This window comes from Silvimonas amylolytica, assembly GCF_014645555.1.
Classification (GTDB): Bacteria; Pseudomonadota; Gammaproteobacteria; order Burkholderiales; family Chitinibacteraceae; genus Silvimonas; species Silvimonas amylolytica.
In genome coordinates this window covers 108,386-130,308 of sequence record NZ_BMLY01000003.1, presented here as the reverse complement: position 1 = coordinate 130,308, position 21,923 = coordinate 108,386, and the positions used below count along the sequence as shown (strand labels likewise).

Annotated in this window: 20 protein-coding genes and 1 pseudogene; 11 read left to right on the top strand and 10 right to left on the bottom strand. The window is 58.7% G+C overall.

The annotated features are described in order from the left end of the window. The first annotated feature begins 12 nt into the window (after positions 1 to 12). On the top strand, positions 13 to 564 hold the full coding sequence (locus tag IEX44_RS10370; RefSeq protein ID WP_188692890.1) for a hemerythrin domain-containing protein: 552 nt from the start codon (positions 13 to 15) through the stop codon (positions 562 to 564). Here IEX44_RS10370 and IEX44_RS10365 read toward each other — a convergent pair. The 5 genes and pseudogenes from IEX44_RS10365 to IEX44_RS10345 form a co-directional block, all read right to left on the bottom strand. After that, positions 561 to 956 carry a DUF488 domain-containing protein gene (locus IEX44_RS10365; RefSeq protein WP_188692887.1) on the bottom strand — a complete coding sequence of 132 codons (396 nt, stop codon included), beginning with the start codon at positions 954 to 956 and terminating at the stop codon, positions 561 to 563. The two genes, IEX44_RS10370 and IEX44_RS10365, sit on opposite strands and share 4 nt — an antisense overlap. 25 nt (positions 957 to 981) lie before the next feature. Further along, positions 982 to 1,806 (bottom strand): formate dehydrogenase accessory sulfurtransferase FdhD, encoded by an 825-nt coding sequence (fdhD, locus tag IEX44_RS10360; protein ID WP_188692884.1) that lies wholly within the window; start codon positions 1,804 to 1,806, stop codon positions 982 to 984. Then, positions 1,797 to 2,024, bottom strand: a complete 228-nt coding sequence (locus tag IEX44_RS10355) for a hypothetical protein (RefSeq protein WP_188692881.1) — start codon at positions 2,022 to 2,024, stop codon at positions 1,797 to 1,799. Before IEX44_RS10355 ends, fdhD begins: the two co-directional genes overlap by 10 nt. 19 nt (positions 2,025 to 2,043) lie before the next feature. Further along, positions 2,044 to 4,323, bottom strand: coding sequence for an FdhF/YdeP family oxidoreductase (locus tag IEX44_RS10350; RefSeq protein WP_188692879.1), 2,280 nt, complete (start codon positions 4,321 to 4,323; stop codon positions 2,044 to 2,046). 184 nt (positions 4,324 to 4,507) lie between these two features. Beyond that, a pseudogene (locus IEX44_RS10345) lies at positions 4,508 to 5,941 on the bottom strand (L-lactate MFS transporter). A 661-nt stretch (positions 5,942 to 6,602) separates the two neighbouring features. Between IEX44_RS10345 and IEX44_RS10340 the strand changes: the two are divergent. From IEX44_RS10340 to IEX44_RS10315, 6 genes are all read left to right on the top strand, one after another. Next, positions 6,603 to 7,124, top strand: a complete 522-nt coding sequence (locus IEX44_RS10340; RefSeq protein WP_188692873.1) for a lipocalin family protein — start codon at positions 6,603 to 6,605, stop codon at positions 7,122 to 7,124. A gap of 15 nt (positions 7,125 to 7,139) precedes the next feature. Beyond that, positions 7,140 to 7,421, top strand: coding sequence for a DUF427 domain-containing protein (locus IEX44_RS10335; protein ID WP_188692870.1), 282 nt, complete (start codon positions 7,140 to 7,142; stop codon positions 7,419 to 7,421). Between the two features lie 154 nt (positions 7,422 to 7,575). Then, positions 7,576 to 8,394, top strand: coding sequence for a class I SAM-dependent methyltransferase (locus tag IEX44_RS10330; RefSeq protein WP_188692865.1), 819 nt, complete (start codon positions 7,576 to 7,578; stop codon positions 8,392 to 8,394). A gap of 77 nt (positions 8,395 to 8,471) precedes the next feature. Then, positions 8,472 to 9,041: an ester cyclase gene (locus IEX44_RS10325; RefSeq protein WP_229678947.1), complete on the top strand. Its 570-nt coding sequence runs from the start codon at positions 8,472 to 8,474 to the stop codon at positions 9,039 to 9,041. A 23-nt stretch (positions 9,042 to 9,064) separates the two neighbouring features. Further along, positions 9,065 to 9,445, top strand: coding sequence for a VOC family protein (locus IEX44_RS10320; protein ID WP_188692862.1), 381 nt, complete (start codon positions 9,065 to 9,067; stop codon positions 9,443 to 9,445). 28 nt (positions 9,446 to 9,473) lie between these two features. Continuing rightward, on the top strand, positions 9,474 to 10,571 hold the full coding sequence (locus IEX44_RS10315; protein WP_188692860.1) for an alkene reductase: 1,098 nt from the start codon (positions 9,474 to 9,476) through the stop codon (positions 10,569 to 10,571). Positions 10,572 to 10,589: 18 nt separating this feature from the next. Here the strand turns inward: IEX44_RS10315 and IEX44_RS10310 are convergent, their stop codons facing one another. Then, positions 10,590 to 11,486: a LysR family transcriptional regulator gene (locus IEX44_RS10310; protein WP_229678946.1), complete on the bottom strand. Its 897-nt coding sequence runs from the start codon at positions 11,484 to 11,486 to the stop codon at positions 10,590 to 10,592. 106 nt (positions 11,487 to 11,592) lie between these two features. Next, complete coding sequence (locus IEX44_RS10305; RefSeq protein WP_188692857.1) at positions 11,593 to 12,795, bottom strand: MFS transporter; 1,203 nt, start codon at positions 12,793 to 12,795, stop codon at positions 11,593 to 11,595. A 293-nt stretch (positions 12,796 to 13,088) separates the two neighbouring features. Between IEX44_RS10305 and IEX44_RS10300 the strand changes: the two genes are divergently transcribed. Continuing rightward, positions 13,089 to 14,975: a carbohydrate-binding protein gene (locus IEX44_RS10300; RefSeq protein ID WP_188692854.1), complete on the top strand. Its 1,887-nt coding sequence runs from the start codon at positions 13,089 to 13,091 to the stop codon at positions 14,973 to 14,975. A gap of 176 nt (positions 14,976 to 15,151) precedes the next feature. Here IEX44_RS10300 and IEX44_RS10295 read toward each other — a convergent pair whose 3' ends face one another. Both IEX44_RS10295 and IEX44_RS10290 read right to left on the bottom strand, forming a co-directional pair. After that, positions 15,152 to 16,207, bottom strand: coding sequence for a Gfo/Idh/MocA family protein (locus tag IEX44_RS10295; protein WP_188692851.1), 1,056 nt, complete (start codon positions 16,205 to 16,207; stop codon positions 15,152 to 15,154). Continuing rightward, a complete protein-coding gene (locus tag IEX44_RS10290; protein WP_229678944.1) occupies positions 16,207 to 17,013 on the bottom strand; it encodes a ThuA domain-containing protein in 807 nt (268 codons plus the stop codon). Before IEX44_RS10290 ends, IEX44_RS10295 begins: the two co-directional genes overlap by 1 nt. A 175-nt stretch (positions 17,014 to 17,188) precedes the next feature. Here IEX44_RS10290 and IEX44_RS10285 point away from each other — a divergent pair, with 175 nt between their 5' ends. After that, positions 17,189 to 18,148, top strand: coding sequence for a helix-turn-helix transcriptional regulator (locus tag IEX44_RS10285; protein WP_229678942.1), 960 nt, complete (start codon positions 17,189 to 17,191; stop codon positions 18,146 to 18,148). Between the two features lie 4 nt (positions 18,149 to 18,152). On the opposite strand, the gene IEX44_RS10280 is transcribed toward IEX44_RS10285, so the two are convergent. Next, entirely contained in the window at positions 18,153 to 19,499 is a 1,347-nt protein-coding gene (locus IEX44_RS10280; protein WP_188692848.1) for an ATP-binding protein, read from the bottom strand. A gap of 249 nt (positions 19,500 to 19,748) precedes the next feature. On the opposite strand from IEX44_RS10280, the gene IEX44_RS10275 reads away from it, so the two are divergent. Next, positions 19,749 to 20,501 (top strand): glycosyltransferase family 2 protein, encoded by a 753-nt coding sequence (locus IEX44_RS10275; protein ID WP_188692845.1) that lies wholly within the window; start codon positions 19,749 to 19,751, stop codon positions 20,499 to 20,501. Then, positions 20,498 to 21,619: a glycosyltransferase family 4 protein gene (locus IEX44_RS10270; RefSeq protein ID WP_188692841.1), complete on the top strand. Its 1,122-nt coding sequence runs from the start codon at positions 20,498 to 20,500 to the stop codon at positions 21,617 to 21,619. The genes IEX44_RS10275 and IEX44_RS10270 overlap by 4 nt, the downstream gene beginning before the upstream one ends. The last annotated feature ends 304 nt before the right edge of the window (positions 21,620 to 21,923 follow it).

The window sequence follows — 21,923 nt, the reverse complement described above, 5'->3', positions numbered from 1 at the left end:
CCGGAGCACACCATGCCAGCATCCCTCATCCAGCCCAACCACCGGCCCAGGACCAACAGCGTCACTGCGTTCAGCAGCGGTGCGGCACTCACGCATGACCGCGCTACGTTTTTGCTGACTGCTGAACACGCCACCATCCTTCAGTTGTTCAACGAGTATGAGCGCCGCAAGTACACGTTATCGGTGACGCATAAAGTCAATCTGGTGCGGCAAACCTGCGTTTTGCTGGCCTGGCATTCCCATGTGGAAGAGCAATTGTTCTACCCGGCCGCGCGCGCTGCGCTGCATAAGCAAGGGCAGCTCATCGATGAAGCCACGGTCGAACACGCCAGTTGCAATGCCTTGATGGCCCAACTGGAGGTCACACCGCCAGATCACCCGTTGTTCGAGGCCCGTTTCAAGGTGCTTTCTGATTATGTGGCGATGCACTTTGCGGAAGAAGAAGAGCGCTTGTTCCCGTTGATCCGGCAATTAGGGACGCTGGATTTAAACGCGCTGGGCGATCAGATGTTGAGCTTGCAGCATGCGCTGCGCGATCAAGCCATGGCCCCGGGTACGCACTAGCGCAGATCGGCGCCACGTTCGGTCAGGAGTTCACGCAGTACGCTGCGGTGGCAATGGGTTTCGTCTTCGCAATAACAGCCGATGGAGAAATTGCTCTGGTGTGAGAGCGCGGCCAGCAGGTCGAGCGTGCGACTGGCATCGGGTTCTTTCATTTGTTTGCGGAATTGTTTGACGAAGGCATCCCAGGCCTTCTGATCGTGCTCAGCCTGTGCCGTTTGCGCCGCTTGAACCAGCTCTGGCAACGGCGACAATTGTGGATACCAGACATCATAAAAGTCGCGACTGGCGAACTCTTCTTTACGCACGCCACGCGGCGGACGGCGCACCGTACCAATGCGCACACCCTCATCTTCATGTCTTGGTGAACCCAGTCGAACGATGCGGACGGCCATCAACGGCACCTTTTGGTGGTTGGGATCAGCGCAGAATCCGATCCGGGTGGCTATACACCGTGAGCCGCTCACCCCGCACAAAGCCAGCCAGTGTCAGGCCGGTTTCTTCGGCCAGGCGTACTGCCAGCGCGGTCGGCGCAGAAATAGCAGCCAGAACGGCAAACCCGGCGGCGGCAGCTTTGTGCACCATCTCGTACGATGCGCGTGAACTGATCACCAGTACGCCGTCTCGCACGGGTTGGTGGGCGACAGCACCAATGAGTTTATCCAGCGCATTATGCCGACCAATGTCTTCACGCACGGTAATGCGGCCGTCGTACCACCAACCGGCGGCATGCGCTGCGCCTGTCGCCAGATTCAGTGGCTGCAATGCGCCCAGCTGATCCATCGCGGTCAGGACATCGGTAAACAAAACCTGCGCCCCCGTACTCACGGGGGATAGTGGACGGATCACATGTTGCAATGAATCCTGCCCGCACAAGCCGCAGCCTGTACGGCCAGTCAGATTGCGGCGTTGTTCCTTAAGGGCCGCAAAGCGCTGTTCAGGAATGCGCATTTCCACCTGGACACCAGTGGGTAACGGCACGACCTCCAGATCCAGCAGTTCACCCGGACGGGCAATGATGCCCTCCGTCAGCGAGAACCCAAGCGCAAAGTCTTCCAGGTCCAGCGGGCTGGCCATCATGACGGCATGCGAGATCCCGTTGAACACCAGGGCTACGGGGATTTCTTCTGCCAGCGTTTCCGGCCGGGCCATGCTCTGGCCACGATCAATGCGCAGCGCTTCAACCCGTGCTGAAACAGCTGGCAGAGGTAAATCCACAAGGCCGTTGACGTCGTTCATGGACATAACGCCCTCCCCGCTTCAGTCAGCCATAAGGTGCGACGCTTGCCATCTTGCTGCGTACGCACCAAAGACTCCCCATCAGCCAGCGAGGATGCCGTCAGCACCGTCAGCGCGCGGTTCAACTGGCTCATACCCAGCCCCAGCTTTTTGCCGACCTGATGGTCAGAGAGCCCATCTTGCCCGGCCAGCAAGGCCATGATGGCAATCAGCGTTTCTTCCATGATTCATTAATCCGGCCGTTCAAGCGGCCTCTTGCTGATCGCTGGAAAGCGTCAGCACGACCGGTACCGACTTGGAAGCCGGCGTGCGGGCGCGATCGGCCATACTGTCCAGCGGCACCAGGTTGTTGGTTTCCGGGTAATAGCTGGCCAGACAACCCGGCGGAATGTCGTATTCGACCAGCTTGAAGCGCAGCGCCTTGCGCTCGCCATCGTGCCAGACAGAGGTCATGTCGACCCATTGACCCGCTGCGAAGCCCAGTTTTTCCAGATCATGCTTGTTGATGAAACACACGCGGCGCTGGCCAAACACGCCACGATAACGGTCATCCAGGCCGTAGATGGTGGTGTTGTACTGGTCGTGACTGCGCACGGTCATCAAGTTGAAAATCTGTTTCCCGGTGTGCTGGCGACGCAGCGCGGTAATGGGCATGTCACCCGGCACGGGGTTCGGCACAAACAGCGCTTTGCCCGTCGCCGTAACCCATTTACGATCACGTGCGGAGTTACCCAGATAGAAACCACCCGGAACGTGAACGCGGTGATTGAAATCGTTAAAGCCGTCAATCACCTCGGCGATTTTGTCACGGATGCGGTCATAGTCTTCGATCATCCACAGCCAGGGTGTCTTGCTGTTTTTGAGCGTCGCTGCGGCCATGCGCGCCACAATGGCGGGCTCTGACAAGAGGTGTTCCGATGCTGGCGTGTTCATGCCGGCAGAGATATGCACCATGCTCATGGAGTCTTCTACCGTCACGCCTTGCGCGCCACCCACCTGGTTGTCGACTTCGGTGCGGCCCAGGCACGGCATGATCAGTGCATCTTTGCCGTGTTCAAGGTGAGAGCGGTTGAGCTTGGTGGTGACATGCACGGTCAGATCACACTGTCGCAAACCGGCCCGGGTGCGGTCAGAATCCGGCGTGGCGGAGGCAAAGTTGCCGCCCATGCCGATAAACACTTTGGCCTCGCCTTTGAGCATGGCTTCAATGCCGCCGACCACATCGTGGCCGTGTTCTTGTGGCGGGACAAAATCAAACGCCTTGCCCAGCTTGTTCAGGAAGTCGACCGAAGGCTTTTCGTAAATCCCCATCGTGCGGTCACCCTGCACGTTAGAGTGCCCGCGCACCGGACACGCACCTGCGCCTGGCTTGCCGATATTGCCCTTAAGCAACAACAAATTGATGATGGCCTGGATCGTCGCCACCGAATGCTTGTGCTGGGTAATGCCCATGCCCCACGTGCAGATCGTGGCATTGCTGGCCATGTAGATGTCCGCAATGTCGCGGATCTGCGCTTCAGACAGGCCCGACTGTTCTTCGATGTGCTCCCACATCTGCGCGTCAATCATGGCGAGGAAATCTTCAAAGCCGCTGGTGTGTTCTTCAATGAAGTCGGCATCGATGACACCGGCCTCTATCACCGCTTTGGCAATACCGATGGCAACGGCCATATCGCCGCCAATACGCACCTGATAATAGCTGGATGCAATTTTGGTGCCGTCGCCGGAGAGCATATCCAGCGGGCTTTGCGGATCAGCAAAGCGTTCAAGGCCGCGCTCGCGCAGCGGGTTGAACACCACAATGCGGCAACCGCGCTTGGCCGCTTCGCGCAGCGTACCCAGCATGCGCGGGTGATTGGTACCCGGGTTCTGACCAAAGATGAACAGTGCTTCGGCGTGGTCAAAATCTTCCAGTGTGACCGTCCCCTTCCCGATGCCGACCTGTTCTTTCATGGCCGTGCCCGAAGGCTCATGGCACATGTTGGAGCAATCTGGCAGGTTGTTGGTACCGTACTCGCGGATAAACAACTGATAAAGGAATGCAGCTTCGTTGGAGGTGCGGCCAGAGGTATAAAACAGGGCTTCGTGCGGGCTGGCCAACGCGTTCAGATGTTGGCCGGTGAGCTCAAATGCGTCGTCCCAGGACACTGCGACATAACGGTCGCGGGTGGCGTCATAGCGCATCGGCTCGGTCAGACGGCCTTGCGCTTCCAGCCAGTAATCATCTCTGGTGTTCAGTTCGGTGACCGAATACTGTTCAAAGAATGCACGGTCGATACGGCGCTCGGTCGCTTCCGCTGCCACGGCCTTGGCGCCGTTTTCACAAAACTCGAACGTGGAGTGGTGGTTCTTGTCTGGCCAGGCGCAACCCGGACAGTCAAAGCCATCGGGCTGGTTTTGTTTGAGCAGCGTACTGATCCCGCGCACCATGACGCCTTGCTCGCGAATGGTGTGCAATACGCTTTTGAGCGCACCCCAACCACCGGCCGGACGGTTATAGAACTTGATCGCCTGCTTGCTCATTCTCAATACGCCTTAGATAAACCACTTGTCACAACATACTCAGCGGACACGCCCTGTTCAATAAGGTTTTGTCGCGCATCAACACAATACGTTCTGAATAATGGATTGCCAGAAGGGCAACCGCCCCGGCCGCAACAAGGCGAACGGGGCGGATGGTGTTGCCAGTCAGATTACCGCTGGCAACTTAGCTGAACAGCGCCGCCGTTTTCTTCACGGTCTGGATCACGCCCCAGGCCAGCGGAATCAGCACATATGCCCACAGCACCAGACCTTTGATCTTGGTCATGTCTTAGTCCTCACGCGAAATGAATTTTTCGTCCACGTTCTTGATGAACGCGTTGCAGACGAAACCGATCACCAGCAAACCAGCCAGCATATACATGGTGGTGTTGTACGCTTGCGCAGCCGGAACACCCAGATCCTTGATCTGATGGTCACGCATGTAGTTCACGATCACCGGGCCAAGCACACCCGCGGCAGACCACGCGGTCAGCAAACGACCATGGATGGCGCCCACGTAGCGGGTACCAAACTTGTCGGACAGGTAAGCCGGGATGGTCGCAAAACCGCCGCCATACATCGACAGGATCACCGCATACAGGCCTACGAACAGCGCGATGCTGCTTGAACCAATGGTCGGCACCAGGGCGTATAACGCGGCGCCCAGCAGCAGGAACACGAGGTAGGTGGTCTTGCGGCCGATCGCATCAGACACGCTGGACCAGAAGAAACGGCCACCCATGTTGAAGATGGACAGCAAACCCACAAAACCCGCCGCAGCCGCTGCGCTGACCGAACCCTTGAAGACTTCCTGAATCATCAGCGAAGCCTGACCCAGCACACCGATACCTGCGGTCACGTTCAGGCACAGCACGGCCCACATCAGCCAGAACTGCGGTGTCTTCAGCGCGGTGTCGGCATCCACATAGACGTGGCTGGCCAGTTTTTTCGGATCTTGTTTTTCAACAAAACCTTCCGGCTTCCAGTCCGGTGCCGGCAGACGCACGGTGAACGCACCGATCAGCATCGACAGCGTATAGATCAGCCCCATCACCACGAAGGTTTCAGCAATACCTGGCGTGGTGGCTGTCTTGAACTTGTCCATCAGCGTCACGGCCAGCGGCGCGCCAATCATGGCACCGCCACCAAAACCCATAATGGCCAAGCCGGTCGCCATACCGCGACGATCAGGGAACCACTTGATCAGCGTAGAAACAGGGGAGACATAACCCAGGCCCAGACCGATACCACCGATCACGCCATAGCCGAGATACAACATCCACAGTTGCTGCAAATAGATGCCCAGTGCCGACACCAGGAAGCCGCCGCCAAAGCACAGCGCCGAGGCAAACATGGTGGCACGCGGGCCAACACGTTCAAGCCACTTGCCGCCAAATGCGGCAGACAGACCCAGAAAAACGATGGCCAGAGAGAAAATCCAGCCCAGCGAAGGAATGCTCCAGCCGTAAGCTTTGTTCAGCGGTGCATTGAACACCGAGAACGCGTACGCCTGACCGATCGACAAATGAACTGCCAGTGCGGCCGGCGGAATCAACCAACGGTTGAATTCCGGCTTGGCGATACTGAGGCTCTTGTCCAGTGTTGCGGCAAAACCCATCTATTTCCCCTTTTTATTCAAGACCTTTACGTAAAGGAAGCTTGCAAACCCGTGCGTTTGACGACTGCGTTATCTGCCTATGCCCGCTGGCAAAACTGCGCACTACCACATAACCGGCATTGACATGATGCGCCATATCATAGCGCTCTTATATTCAAAATGGGTTATATGTACGCCCATTCCGTTAGTCGGATACAAACGGACCGGTTGGTGCGGGAGAAGTCTTACAAAAAGCAGGAGTGACAGCAGGCATACACCAGCCGCATCCGAGGTGGAATGCGGCTTGGGCGGCGATTGTAGCAGATAGCGGCCGTTTGTCAGCCCAAGCACGCGCTGGCCCGGTTTGCCCCTTCTTTGGCCGTTTTTTTTTGCGCCCGATCGCCACCCGGTCCATGTGAGCGGCACGCCCTCACCCCACAGACGGGGATGAGTTAAGCCTCCCTCGACCGGCAGAGGTCAAAACAGGGGGTGACTTAGCAAATTGAGGGTGATACCGGTTATGGCGTGGTTCACAGTGAAATGGAACGCCATGACGGGTTTGCTGGTCATAGCGACGACATGACGTAAGCATATTCCGACGCGTATTTCAGTCCGCACCACGCGCTTTGCCAGGCGCGGCATGGGACACTCAACGCGCCCGACGCTGATCCTGGGAAACCGCATGAGACACAACCGCTACGCATTCTGGCTCATTTTGCTGGCTACTCTGCCCCGTGTGATGGCAGACCCCGTGCAAAGCGTACCCACGCTGGAAGTCGACCGGTATCTGGGTACCTGGTACGAGATCGGCCACTTGCCCATGTTCTTCCAGCGCCTGTGTGCGTCCGACACCACGGCGCTCTATAGCAAAAACACCGATGGCACCATTGCCGTCACCAACACCTGCCGCCATGAAGACCGTCAACTGGATACCGCCCGTGGCACGGCGACGGTCATCCCCAACAGTGGCAACGCACGCCTCAAGGTCCAGTTTTTCTGGCCTTTCAGTGGAGATTACTGGGTGATCGGCCTGGCACCGGACTACCACTGGGCACTGGTCGGCTCACCCAATAACAAATATCTGTGGCTGCTTTCGCGTAGCCCGACCCTTGCGCAGACAGACGTCGATACTGCATTGCAGATTGCACGTCGCCAGGGATTTGATCTGGAGAAATTCATCTACACGCCGCATAGCGAGCGTTAGCAGGAGCAACAACTCATGAAAGCCATCTGGAACGGCGTGGTACTGGCAGATAGTGACGACACCGTGGTGGTCGAGGGGAATCACTATTTTCCTCGCGCCGCACTCAATGACGCACTGATCGAACCCTCGCGCACACACACGACCTGCCAGTGGAAAGGCGAAGCCAGCTATTACACGTTGAACGTTGGCGGCCAGCGCAATCCGGATGCGGTCTGGTACTACCCGGTCCCGAAAGATGCAGCAAAACAGATCAAGGACCGGGTCGCTTTCTGGCGTGGCGTCACCATCGAACCCTGAAACACCGACCCTGGCAACTGCCGCATTTGCAGCAAATGGTGGCGTGGCTTGCCGGTTTTGACACACTGCGGCCAGCACCACCGCCTTCTGATACCAGCCAGCGCTGGCATGGATCATGCGTTATACAAGGCTTATACCTTATGGGAGTTCCTTGATGAATTTGACCTCTTTGCTGGCACGCGGCTGCATCGCGCTGTCGATCGCCCTGCCCCTGATGACACAGGCCGGGACTACGCTCACCCTGGAGGAGGTGGTTGCCGGCCCGCAGCGCACCCCGACGCGAGTCAAGCGGGATGTCTACAGGCACCCGGCGCAAACACTCGCGTTCTTTGGCCTGCGGCCGGATCAAACCGTGGTTGAAATCTGGCCCGGTGGCGGCTGGTATACCGAGATCCTGGCGCCCTACCTGAACCAGCATGGTCGTTACTATGCCGCGCAAGTCGCGCCAGAGATGGATGAAGAGCGAGCCGACGAAGTGGCTGGTTTTGAAAACACGCTGAGCCACCAACCGGATCTCTACAGTCACGCGGCGATACTGACGTTCGAGCCACCGCAGCGCGTAGACATCCGTCCGGCCGGCGGCGCAGATGTCGTGCTGACATTTCGCAACGTGCATAACTGGCTCAAAGATGGCTCCGCGCCTGCCGCGTTTGCCGCGTTCTATCGTGCACTCAAGCCAGGCGGCGTACTGGGTGTGGAAGAACACCGGGCTGCGCCGGGAACCTCGTTACAGCAGATGATCGATACCGGTTACGTTTCGGAAGACACCGTGATCAAGCTGGCACAGGACGCCGGTTTCAAACTGGTTGCCAGATCGGACATTAACGCCAACCCCAAAGACACCAAAGATTACCCGAACGGGGTCTGGTCGTTGCCCCCTTCCTATAAAGGCGGCGATCAGGATCGCGAGCGCTTTGCGGCGATTGGTGAGTCTGATCGCATGACGCTCAAGTTCATCAAACCTGCCCGTTAGTACCTGGCATTTTCAAACAAGACAAGAAGATCATTCCTGAACGAGGCCAATTATCAGAATGAGCAAGCAGACCCAGAATGCAGTCATCAACAGCCCAACTGCATCTGGAGATCATCATGCGCTTGCCCACACTGCTTCTGGCCTCGTCTTTCCTGGCCGCCACCCTTAGCCTGCCCGCACTGGCTGATACGAATGTGTTGCCGCAACCGCATCACATTGCGGTAACCGACGCCGATACCAGCGCCAGCGTCATTCTGGCCGCCCGCCGTTACGCCGCCTTCTGGAATACCGGCGACACCCGCTATGCCGACCAGGCACTCTCTCCTGATTTCATCGACCGCACCCTGCCCGCTGGCCGCGTACAAGGGCCGCAAGGACCGCGCCAGGCCTCTGCCGGTTTCCGCACCGCCGTGCCTGATCTGACCGCCGAGATGGATGACGTTGTCGTCAGTCAGGATCGCGTGTCCGTTCATCTGCATTTCAAGGGTCATTTCACCGGCCAATTCGGCAACGTGCAGGGCACCGGCCAGACCATCGACTTCCAGGCATTTGACCTGTACCGCGTCGCGGAGGGTCGCATCGTCGAAAACTGGCATCTGGAAGACAACCTGACGCTGCTGCAACAGATGGGCATCGTCAAACCGTAAAGCGATGCTGAAGGAGGACCACCATGGCCTGGACTTTTGATCACCTTAGCCTGAGGGCCAGCGGCCAGGATCAGATCGCCCGCTTTTTTGGCGATGTCCTGGGCTGGCAACCTGGTTATCGACCTGACTTTGGTTTTGACGGCACATGGTTGTACCAGGGCGATCAAGCCGTGGTTCACCTGCTGGGCCAACCGGGAAACCAACCGCACGTGACTTTTGCGCACCTGGCGTTCCGGACTGACGAAGCCGCCGAAACCGTCATTGAGCGAGTGCGCGCCAGTGGTTACCGCTGGCAGGCCGGGCGCCACCCGGATAAACCCGCGGCACAGATTTTTGTTGAATTGCCCGGCGGCGTGGTGCTGGAGCTGGAAGCACCGCTGACCCCGCCCACCGTTTCACCTTGAATAACTCTCTTCACACACAGGAAACATCATGACTCAAACAACCCTTTTTGATCCGCTGGAACTGGGTGCCACCACCCTGCGTAACCGCGTGGTGATGGCCCCCATGACGCGTGCCCGTACCACGCAGCCAGGCAATATCCCGAACGAACTGATGGCCGAGTACTACGCCCAGCGCGCTGACGCCGGATTGATCGTCTCAGAGGCCACGCAGATTTCGCAGCAAGGCCAGGGCTATTCATTTACACCCGGCATTTTCAGCGCCGACCAGATCGCCGGCTGGCGGACTGTGACCGACCGCGTCCATGCGGCAGGGGGCAAGATATTCCTGCAGCTGTGGCACGTAGGCCGTGTTTCTCATCCCGTGTTCCACAACGGCCAGCCGCCAGTGGCGCCCTCGGCCATTCAGCCCAAAGATACGCAAGTGTGGATCGTGGGCGATGACGGCGTAGGCCGCATGGTGGATTGCCCCATGCCACGCGCCCTGAGCGCCGATGAGATTGGCGGCATCATCGCTGATTTCCGCAAGGGCGCGGCCAATGCCATTGCGGCGGGTTTTGACGGTGTGGAAGTCCACGGCGGCAACGGGTATCTGGTTGACCAGTTTTTGCGTGGTGTTTCAAACCAGCGTACCGACCAGTACGGTGGCTCCCGCGACAACCGGACACGCTTTCTGGTGGAGTTGATGACGGCACTGGCCGATGAAGTTGGCGCGGACAAAGTCGGCGTGCGTCTTGCCCCTTACATCACCTTCAAAGACATGACAGACCCGGATATCGTCCCGACGATTTTGCATGCAGCTGAAAAACTGGACCCGCTGGGGCTGGCGTATATCCACTTGTCAGAAGCCGATTGGGACGATGCACCGGTCATCCCCGAAGACTTCCGCCACGAACTGCGTCGCCTCTTCCACGGCAAAATCATTGTCGCCGGTGGTTATGACAAACAGCGCGCAGAAGTCATTCTGGCGAAGGGACTGGCTGACCTTGTGGCGTTTGGTCGCCCATTTGTCGCTAATCCTGACTTGCCGCGCCGCCTGGCGCGTGACCTGCCGCTGGCCCAACCGGACGGCGCCAGCCTGTTTGGTGGCAACCACCTGGGTTACACGGACTACCCTGCCTACGCGTGATGAGGCTGGCCGGGCGGATCAGATGGTATGCCCGGCAAATTGCGCCATCAAAAATTCAATCAGTAATTTGAGGCGCAAAGGCTGCAGGCGGTTGGCGTGGTACAGCAGGTTAAGCGGTGCCTGGTCGGTAAAGTATTCGTCCAGCACCGTGACCAGCCGGCCCGCCGCGAGGTCCGCCGTAATATCCGGGCGGGATTTCCAGGCATACCCGTAGCCTTGCAGCGCCCATTTGCGGATCACCTCGCCATCATTGCTATGGCGCACGCCCTCTACCCGCACACTGGCGCTCTGGCCGTTCTCACGGTAACGCCATTCATTCATCGGGCCGGCCCCGGTCACCAAAACCAGCGCCGGCAGCCCTTGCAAATCGGCGGGCGTTTTTGGCACGCCGGTCTGCGCGACGCGATCTGGCGAAGCGCACACCACGCGCTGGCTGGGTAACAATTGGCGCGCCACCATACTGCTGTCTGCGGGTTGTCCATAACGCACGGCCAGATCAATGTCGTCCCCGACCAGGTTGGCAGTGGAGTCTGTCAGCGACAGCACAAAACGCACTTCCGGATATTGGGCAGAAAACGCATCCAGCGCCGTGAGCAACACATTGCGACCAAGATCAGAGGGCGCCGAGATCCGCACGACACCCTGGACTTCGGTCCGACCGGCCTGGAGCGCGTGTTCGGCCTCAATCAGCAAATCCAGCACTTGCTGGCTGTAGGCGCGGTAAATCTGGCCTTCGTCCGTCAGGCGCAACTGGCGCGTGGTGCGTTCAAACAAGCGAATCTTGAGGGTAGCCTCCAGCCGCTGGATACACGCACTGGACGCGGCGGGGGACAAACCATGTTTGCGCCCGGCCGCAGAAAAGCTGCCCAGGCTGGCTGCATCCAGAAACAAGCGCATGTCGTTAAGCCGATCCACGTTTTCCTCTCTGCCTTGAAAATACCCGACTGAATGTCCCTTATTATTCAGCAGTCATGAAAAATCCCCAACACTCGATTGGGGATCAGAGGATGGTGCAGACCGATCAGTGGCCGGCCACGATCGCCGGCCGGCCTGAGACGGGAATAGGGTTGGCCTCATCCAGCCGGCCAGACAACACGGTCAGCCCCAGCGCGCCCAGTGCCAGCAATGCGCCGATCCAGGGCGTATGCATCAGGCCAAAGTGTTCCACCACCAGCCCACCCGCCCAGGCCCCCGCTGCGATGCCCACGTTGAACGCTGCAATATTAAGGCCAGAAGCCACATCGACTGCACCCGGTACGAAGTGCTCAGCCTGCTGCACGACGTACACCTGCAAACCTGCCACATTGCCAAACGCCACAGCGCCCCAGACCAGCACGGTGGCCACCAGCAGCACCGGATGCGGCGCAGTGAACGTCAATGCCAGCAACACCAGCGCCAGCAGCAGGAATATCCGCTTGAGCGCGCCCACCGGACCAAGACGATCCGCCAGCTTGCCGCCCCAGATATTGCCCACCGCAACCGACACGCCATAGGCCAGCAAGACCAGACTGATTGCATTGGGACCAAAACCGGTGATGTCACGCAGCATGGGGGCCAGGAAGGTGAAGGCAATGAATGACGCACCGTAACCCAGGGCGGTAATGGCGTACACCAGCAACAAGCGTGGCTGACGCATTACATCCAGCTGTTTGATCAGCGAAACCGGCGTATTGCGCGGAATACTGGCCGGCACAAAAGCAAGACTGCCAGCCACCGCCAGTGCACCCAGGCCGGATACAACGAGAAAGGTTTCACGCCAGCCAAAGTGCTGGCCAATGAACGTCCCCAGTGGCACACCGGTCACCAGCGCCACGGTCAGCCCGGTGAACATGATGGCAATGGCGCTGGCGGCTTTCTCACGCGGCACAAGGCTGGTCGCGATGGTCGAGCCAATCGAGAAAAATACGCCGTGCGTCATCCCCGTAAGGATCCGCGCCACAATCAACGAGGTATACCCCGGCGCATGCCAGGCCAGAAGGTTGCCCAGCGTGAACAAGACCATGAGCGAGACCAGCAATGTTTTGCGCGGCAGCTTGCCGGTAAGCGCAGTCAGCACCGGCGCACCAACCGCCACGCCCAGCGCGTACAGGCTGACCAGCAAACCGGCTGATGGCAAAGAAACGCCAAGATTGGCGGCAATATCAGGGATCAGACCAACGATCACAAACTCGGTGGTGCCGATAGCAAAAGCGCTGATGGTCAGCGCCAGCAAAGCAATAGGCATGAGGTTTCTCCGGCAGATGGAACATGCCGCAGTGTGCGCAAACGACTCGCGCAGAAAAACCATGCTCAAGGCACAACATTGTTGATTATTGATCACCAATAACTAAAAAACTTTCGCTTCTGGGTCAACCAAACCCTCATTGCGTCACCGTTGGCCGAGCCACCCGGCAGACCGACTCTTCCGCTCATCCCCGTCAGGGCTGCAACCCAAAAAGCAGCAGATAAACTGACGCCAGCCTTGCCCATGCAAGGCAATACAAGACCAACGAGTAACACCAAAGAGGAATGGAACCGATGAACAAACCGCAAATGCGCCGTTTGGCGCGCCTGTGCGCCCTGACATTTGGCGCGACACTGCCTCTCTTGCTGGTCAGCCAGCATGCAACCGCTGCCATTGCCGCCTGGCAAGACGGCGGGACATATACCGCCGGTACTGTCGTCTATTACGGCAGCCATGCTTATGAGGCGCTTGTAACGCAAACAGATTACGTCGGCGCGAACTGGAACCCGGCGTCCACGCCAAGCTTGTGGAAGGACTTGGGGTTTGTCACGCAGGCAGCCACTCCGGTACCAACCCCGACACCAAGCGTTACCCCAACGCCCACGCCGGTACCCACGCCCTACCCGGAAATGACACCGGTGCCGACGCCAGCGCCCACCGCCGCACCAACCCAGGCCCCGGCCCAGGCGCCCACACCAACCCCGGTGCCCACTGTCACGCCGACGCCCGCCCCGACCACTTGCTACGCGCTCTGGAATAGCGCCACCGCTTATTCAGGCGGTGCGACCGTCAGCGAAGGCAATGTCAATTACAAGGCCAACTGGTGGACCCAGGGTAACGAGCCAGCCACACACAATGGCGCCATCGGTACTGGTCAGCCGTGGACCGCCGTCGGCAACTGCGGCCCGTCGCCGATCCCGACACCGACGCCTGTCCCCACGCCAACGCCGACCCCAACACCGGTCCCCACTCCCACGCCCGTTCCGACTCCGACCCCAACGCCAACACCCGCTCCGACGCCGTCCGGCGCAGTGACCACCACCGGCAAGATCAACTTCCACCTGTTGCTGGGCGCTGGTACGGCGCAAGACAGCCTGACGCTGGATGGCGATAACTACACCGACCTGATCATGTCCAACATGATCGCCGGCGTGATGTATGGCCACCTGGTGCAGCAGTACTACCCGGGTCTGCAGTTTGAAAAAGACTATCTGTACGGCTCGGTACTGGGGCAGTTGTTGCAGGAAAACCTGGAAACCCAGGTCTATCAGGCCAGCAGCAACTTGATTGACCCCTCGTCTGACCAGCAAGCCGTGATGGGTGCAGGCCAGGGCGGCCCATACCAGATCAACAACTACGCCGCCGATATGGTTTCTGGTAGCTACACGCCAGCTGGTCACTCGCTGATCAATTTCATCGCGCTGCAAAAGAACATTGGCTACACGCTGGCCGATGCCCCGACGCAGTACACCAAGGCCACACCGCCGTCGTTCAACAACAAGTACTACGGCCCGATGCTGACCGCGTACTTCCATTACAACGACATGGTGGCGCTGGTTGAGATCGGCAAAGGCACTGGCGGCTGGACGACCCCATGGCAACCGGCGTTCGACAACACGCTGACCAACTTCAAGAGCTTGCCAAACAACTTCTTCGACGTGCTCTTGAACGTGGCCTACAACCAGGGCTATTACGGCACGCTGATGTCCAGCTACAGCCAGTTGGGCGCAACCGCCACCGCTGCCACGGTGGCGCAAGTGAACGACTGGAGTTCAGTCTGGGGCAAATCGGATACCTATCAACAATATCCGTATCAGGTGCGTTACTACCTGAACCAGTTCTACGACCTGCCCATCCCGACCACCAGCGCCACCACCCTGGCTACGCCGACCAACCATGTGGCCTTCAACATGACCACACTGGGTAATGTGTTCAGCAACGTGTTCACGACACTGTCTTATGTGAACAGCAGCGGCCAGGGCGCGTTTATCCCGGCGGCTTCGGCACAAGCGGCGTACACCACAGCACTGCAGCAGCACAGCGTGGTGGCGAGCAGCACGCTGGATCTATCCAGCGCCATCGACCGCGCCACGATCTTTGCGGTGCTGGAAGACGCGATCAAGAACCTGGAATTAAGCCTGGGCGTGCAGTTCAACGCCACGACCAATTCGCAGATCTGATGGGTTGGTGATTGTTGGCTGTCAAAACAAAACGCGCTGGCCAGGAGGTCAGCGCGTTTTTTTTGGTGTGAGTTACTGGATTGAGTGTCACTGGCTTGCCTTGCCGGGTGCTGGATTCACAGTTTTGTGGCAGCCAGGGCCGATTGTCGCTATCGCTCCGAATCCACCCTGCACACCTACCCGATCTTCACCGGCGCCCCAGTCTCTGCACTGGCGTAAATCGCATCCAGAATTTCCATCACAATCAGCCCTTCCTCTCCTGAAGCCGGGTGAGGCCGGTCCGCCAGGATCGCTGCTGCCATTTCGTACATGGCCGGCAACCCTTCTTCTTTGGGTGGATGCACATGAATATCCAGCCCTGCCCCGTGCTGCTCGGTGAAGATGTGCGCATCAAACGTATAACCCTCATCCAGATTGTGTTGCAGCAAACCGGCGCGGGTCCCAAGCAAACGGGTTTCCATCAGATCGGCTTCTTTGATATTGGCCGCCCATGAGGCTTCCAGTGACAACGTTGCGCCGTTCTCAAAGCGGATGAACGCACTGGCGAGATCCTCCACATCGAAGGTCTTGCCCGACTGCCGCGCCAGTTCACCGGCGATGGGGTTATAGGTGTTGCCCAACACCCAGACCGGTTTCGGGTAGCCCATCAGCCATAAGGCAAGATCCAGCCGGTGCACACCCAGATCAATCAGCGGACCACCGCCAGACAAGGCTTTGGTGCCAAACCAGCCACCAAACCCGGGCATGCCGCGGCGGCGGTGCCAGACGGTACGACCGGTGTAGAAATCGCCAAACACACCTGCATCGACCTGTGCTTTCAAGGCGCGGGATTGCGCGCTAAAGCGGTAAGAGAAGTTGATCATCAGGCGTTTGCCCGCCCGCTTCGCTGCCGCCAGCATTTCGCGGCCTTCATCAGCGTTCATCGCCATCGGCTTTTCACACAGCACATGGCAGCCCGCCGCCAGCGCTGCCAGCGTCAGCGCTTTATGAAACTTGTTGGGGGTGCAGATACTGACCACATCCAGCTTTTCTGCTGCCAGCATCGCCTCCAGACTGTCGTAGCGACCAGGTACGGCGAACTCGTCGCCCACGGTGGCAAGACGCTCAGTATCCGGGTCGGCAATGGCGACCACCTCCACCTGCGGATGCATCTGCCAGCCCTGAATATGTTTGCGGCCAATGCCCAGCCCGACCACACCAATCCGCAACCGTGTTGCTTGTGTTGTGCTCATCAGATGTCCCCCTTTCCCTGTACGAAGCCCACTTTTGAAAACGTCACATCCTTTTTGGCAATGGGTTCCAGCGCAGGTGCGTTCGGACAAATGTCTACGATATTCACGCGCGGCGCAGCCCACTGCACGGCATTGGCCAATACCTGCTGTACGTTGCGGTCGTAATAGGTCGGGTAAGCCTCATGCCCCGGACGAAAGTAAAACACGCGCCCGTGGCCGCGCTGCCAGCAACAGCCAGACCGGAACACTTCACCGCCTTCAAACCAGGACAGGAACACCAGTTCATCTGGCTGCGGAATATCAAAGCGCTCGCCATACATTTCTTCATAGGGCAGTTCGAAATACTCCCCCAGGCCTGCAGCGATGGGGTGAGAAGGCTCGACGACCCAAAGGCGCTCTTTCTCATCAGCCTCACGCCATTTCAATGAGCAATTGGTCCCCATCAGGCGGCGGAAAATTTTGGAGAAATGCCCTGAGTGCAACACGATCAATCCCATGCCTTCCAGCACCCGCTTTTGCACGCGCTCCACAATTTCATCGCTGACTTGCGCATGGGCTTTGTGGCCCCACCAGATCAGCACGTCACAATCTGCGAGGCGTGCCTCTGACAAACCATGTTCTGGCTGGTCCAGCGTGGCGGTGCTGACCTCAAGCGGTAATGCCCCCTGACTCAGGGCCGGCACTTCCTTGAGGGCGCCGGCAATCGCCATGTGCAGACCATCCGGATAGATCGCCGCTACGGCCGGGTTCTGCCGTTCATGCTGAAATTCATTCCACACAATGACAGAAATACGGGATTTAGACACAATGAGACTCCGCGATAAGAACCAGCGTGGCTGGTCGACATGTTGGGCAAGAGTGGATGCTGCAAGTGCACATGAATCGGCGCTCTCTGGTGCATCCACCGTCATCAGGTGTTGCAAGATTAGTCCTGCCCCGCAGGATGTCTCAATCTGAATCAATGCGATAAAACTGCAAAGAATGTTAAAAAACCCGGATAGCTGGCTCAAGCTGGCCAAAGCGGCCAGCCCGCTGAAAAGCGTGCGTACCAGTTCGCCCGGTCAGGGGCAGATCATGCGCGAGCATTTATTGGCGTTTGGGCAACGCCTGGCCAGCGCCGGCCAGGCTGTGCTGCTACCACCGGAAAACGCGGATTTACTGGCGCGGGGCGACGGCCATTTTCATCTGGCGCCAGAGTTGTTCCTGCAAGTCAGCGGTACGACCACGTTCCGGTTTGTGGATTGCGAATTGACGGTGCGGGCTGGCGATTTACTGCTGATGCCGCCACGCCAGTTGCACGCCGAGCATGTCGCCCCGGCCGATGGCACACCATTCTGCAATATCGTGATCTACGCCGAAGGGCCGGCGCTGACTTGCCATCTTGCCCGGGAAGTCAGCCCCGGCAAGCCGGGGATTGAACATCTGGAAGCACGCAATCATGCCCAGGCGCCGCGCATACATGGCTGGCTTGCCGATGCAGCCAGGCTGGGCCGTGGCAACGTGTCGCACAGGCTAGAACTGGCTCAAACACAGGCAAGATCGTTACTGGCTGCCGCGACGCTGGGGGTGTTGCAGGCGCTGGACGATGCAGAAGAAACCACCACGCACGCCGAACCGGCACTCATCGCCCATGCGCGGGTGCTGATCCAGAACCAGTTGGGCGATCAGGCATTGAGTGTGCAGGCACTGGCAGCAGAGGTTGGCTGCACGGCGGATTATCTCTCTCACCTGTTCCGGCAAAGCACCGGGGAGCACCTTGCGGGGTTTATCAATCGCTTGCGAATGGAACGTGCAGCGCATTTGCTGCAAGACCCGGCGCTGGCCGGCAAAGAAATTGCCTGGGCATGCGGATTTGCTACGGCCAGCTATTTTACCCGCACCTTCCGGCAGCACTTCGGTATGACACCCCAAGCCTGGCGCCATGCCAGAGTACCGGGCTAACGGCTTAGACTGCCACGGCCAAGGGCCCATGTGGCAAGCTCACGCGCACCTGCAAACCTTGTTGCGGAGCGTCCTCGAGGATGAGCGTACCGCCGTGCAGGGTCACCGCCTGCGCCACCAGCGACAGACCCAATCCGCAACCATCCTCCGCCGCACCAGGCGGGCGGTAAAAACGATCCAGCACCCGTTCACGCAAAGCAGGCTCAATACCTGGGCCGTTGTCTTGTACCAGTAACTCCACACCACCCGGGTTGGTTTGCAGTGTCACGCTGATCTGCGCTGTGCGCGGCGTATAGCGGATGGCGTTTTCCACCAGATTGCGCAGCGCGGTTGAAACGGCGACCGCATGACCAATGAACAACAAACGCTCCGGCGCAGTGAAGCTCAACTGTTGATCCTTGTCTGCGGCCCGGCCCGCCAGCTCTGCAATGGTATTGCGGCTCAGGCTGGCCAGATCAAAGATTTCCCGCGGCAGACGCTCTGCCCGATCCAGCCGAGCCAACGCCAACAGTTGTTCCACCAGATGCCCACCACGCCGTGCGGCCTCTTCCACCGCCCGCAATGCATGCTCGCGACGGTCTTCGCCAAGCGTGGTTCGCGCGACTTCCGCTTGTACCAACAGCGCGGCAAACGGCGTGCGTAATTCGTGTGCGGCATCAGAAGTAAAACGCCGCTCACGCTCCAGCATGGCGTCCACCCGGTCAAGCAAGGCATTGAGCGCAATGGCCGGTTTTTGAAGTTCTTCGACCAGGGTTTCTGTCTCGAAGTGTTGTGGATGATTGGGGTCGAACTCATCGAGCTGCTGCGAGAGATCACGTAGCGGCTGCAAACCACGTCGCACGCTGTAAAACAGTGCGGCGGCCACCACCGGCAACACCAGTAACAGAGTCACTATCTGGCGCCGGGCCAACAAATGCAGAAACTGGTCGTGGTCGGCATAGTCTTCCATCACCCGAACCTGGAAGTCGCCATCCGTATCCCACTCGGTATAAGCCCGCCAGGTAGTGTCCCCGATATCACGATTGGAGTAACCCGGCTGGCGCACAAATGGCCACTTCGGCGCATTCAGCGAGGCAAACAGCAACTTGCCATCCGGTCCGAAAATCTGCACTGCGAAGGGCCCGATCGGCAAGCTGGCTGCATGTGGACCGACATGGTTAGGGCTGGCTTTATCCAGTTCAAACGCCAGCAGCAACTCTGTGCTTTCTTTGAGCCGATGATCAAACCAGCGCTCACTGCGTTGACGTGCCATGGCATAGCCACCGCCCAGCACGATGGTCGTAATCAGCACAAGACTGATCAGGCAGTAAGTCATCAGACGGCCGCCCAAAGAGCGGGGAAGACGAGGCATGGCAGATCCAGCAAACAGGTGAGCGCGAACTATAACGCGCACACCTTTTACCTGGCTGACCGAATGTAAGAAATATCGGGTATCCCGGTATTTTTTGACAAAAACTTGCCTAAATCAAACACCCGGCATTTTCTTCAGCATTCCTTAAGAAACAAAGTCTATCTTCCCGGCACGTCACACATGCGCTGTTTTCATTGCTTGCATTTGTAACTGGTTTTCTACTCCCTGCTTACGGTTTCAGTTTGTTTTATGCGCCTTTCCGTCATCCTGATTGCCCACAACGAAATCGCCAATCTGCGCGATTGCCTGGCCTCTGTCGCCTTTGCTGATGAAGTCATCGTGGTGGACTCCGGCAGCACAGATGGCTCCGTGGCACTGGCCCGGGAAATGGGCGCAAAGGTACTTGAGACGGACTGGCCGGGTTTTGGCCCGCAGAAGAATCGGGCACTGGATCTGGCGCAGGGCGACTGGGTGTTCTCGATCGATGCCGATGAGCGCGTACCCGAGGGATTGCGCGACGAAATCCTGATGACGATCAGCCAGCCACAGTTCGATGCCTATGAAATGCCGCGGCTATCCAGCTTTTGCGGGCGGTTCATCCGTCATAGCGGCTGGTGGCCAGACCCGGTGTTGCGCTTGTTCCGTCGCGGTAGCGCGCGCTTTACCGATGTCGCCGTGCATGAACGGTTGATTGCTCAGGGAAAAACCGGCCGATTGCGGCATCACCTCTTGCATTACAGCTATCCGGACCTGGAAAGCGTACTGGCCAAGATCAATCGCTATTCCAGTGACGCAGCCCGGGCCAAGTTCGCGGCTGGCAAACGCAGCACGCTGCTGGGCGCCTGTTTTCGAGGCTTCTGGACTTTTTTCCGGCATTACACCTTCCAGCGCGGCTTCCTGGATGGACGAGAAGGATTTTTGCTGGCCGTTACCGCCGGCATCGGTAATTTCTGCCGCTACGCCAAGTTGGCGCAGCTAGGACGAAACGAGGCGAAATCGTGAATATTCTGCAACTGAATTTCGAGAATGGCTGGCGCGGCGGAGAACGGCAAACGTTTCTGACCATGCTGCAATTTAGAGAAGAAGGCCATACGGTGCATTTGTTGTCCCGCGCGGGCAGTGATATGGGGCGCCGGGCGCGTGAAGCCGGTTTTGTGGTGCATGAGTGCAATGGTGCTGGCGGCGTTCTGGGCTTTCTGATCCGCCATGGCCGGCTCTACGACGTACTACATGTGCAGACCGGCCATATGCTGACCTGGGCCGTGTTGACCCGCTGGTTGCACGGTGCTCCGGTCATCTATTCCCGTCGGGTCGCGTTCCGCCTCAAAGGTGCACTAACGCGATTCAAGTACCGACATACCGATCTGGTTGTCGCCATCAGTGACGCTTGCGCCAATAGCGTCAAGGCCGTCGGCGTCGAGCAGGTACCCGTCATCCCCGATGCCACCCTGCCCGTGATAGCAGACGCGGCCCGGATAGCGGCCATGGCAACCAGTCTGGGCATTGCCGGGCGCAAGGTCGTCGCAACGACGTCCGCGCTGGCAGCAGACAAAGATCCGCTGATGCTGGTCGATGCCATTGCAGCACTCAAAAAACAGCGCGATGACTTCGTGTTCGTGCACTTTGGTACCGGCAAACTGGACGCTGAAGTACGCGCTCGTGTTGCTGCATTGCAGTTGCAGGATCACTTTGTCTTTGCCGGCTATCAACAACAAGTCGAAGCCCTGTTTGGCCTGTTTGACGTCTTTGTCATGAGTTCCCGCGAAGAGGGGTTGGGCAGCAGCGTGCTGGATGCCTTCAGCGCCCGCATCCCCGTGGCCTCAACCCATGCTGGCGGCCTCAAGGAATTGCTCGCCGAAGAACGGGGCCTGACCAGTCCACCCGGCGATGCCGCCGCATTGGCGCACAATATCAGCGTGTTGCTGGATAAACCGGACTGGGTAGCAAGCATGGTGGCACGTGCTGCCGACTACTACGAACAACACCATCGCCTCGACACCATGGGCCGCGCGTATCTGGTGCTCTTCGAAAAGCTGCTCAATGGCCGCCGTCGCTGTCATCTTAATCCGGCCAGCCCCCTCGCTACCCCCGCTGTGCCAGAAATGGCCAACCAGATCTGAATCTGACGGGATGTGTTGCCCGCGCCGCGCGGGCAACACAGCTTCTCCCCCGCTTTACCCAGCGCCCCACACTGAAAGCCCCAAGAAAGCACTTTTCTAGAGCGTGCGCCGTTTATCCGTGCATAAAACTGGCGCAATGCCGTCCAAAAATCTGAAAACGTTTTCAGATTTCCAGCATCAAGCCTCTCTTCTTCCGTACATGAGCCCGACTCGCCAGCAGCCAGCTATCTGCAGCAATGGCTTGCCTGGCAAGGCTTTCCCATTCAAACACTTACAAAGTGTCGTGTGCTTTGGCATGTCCGCG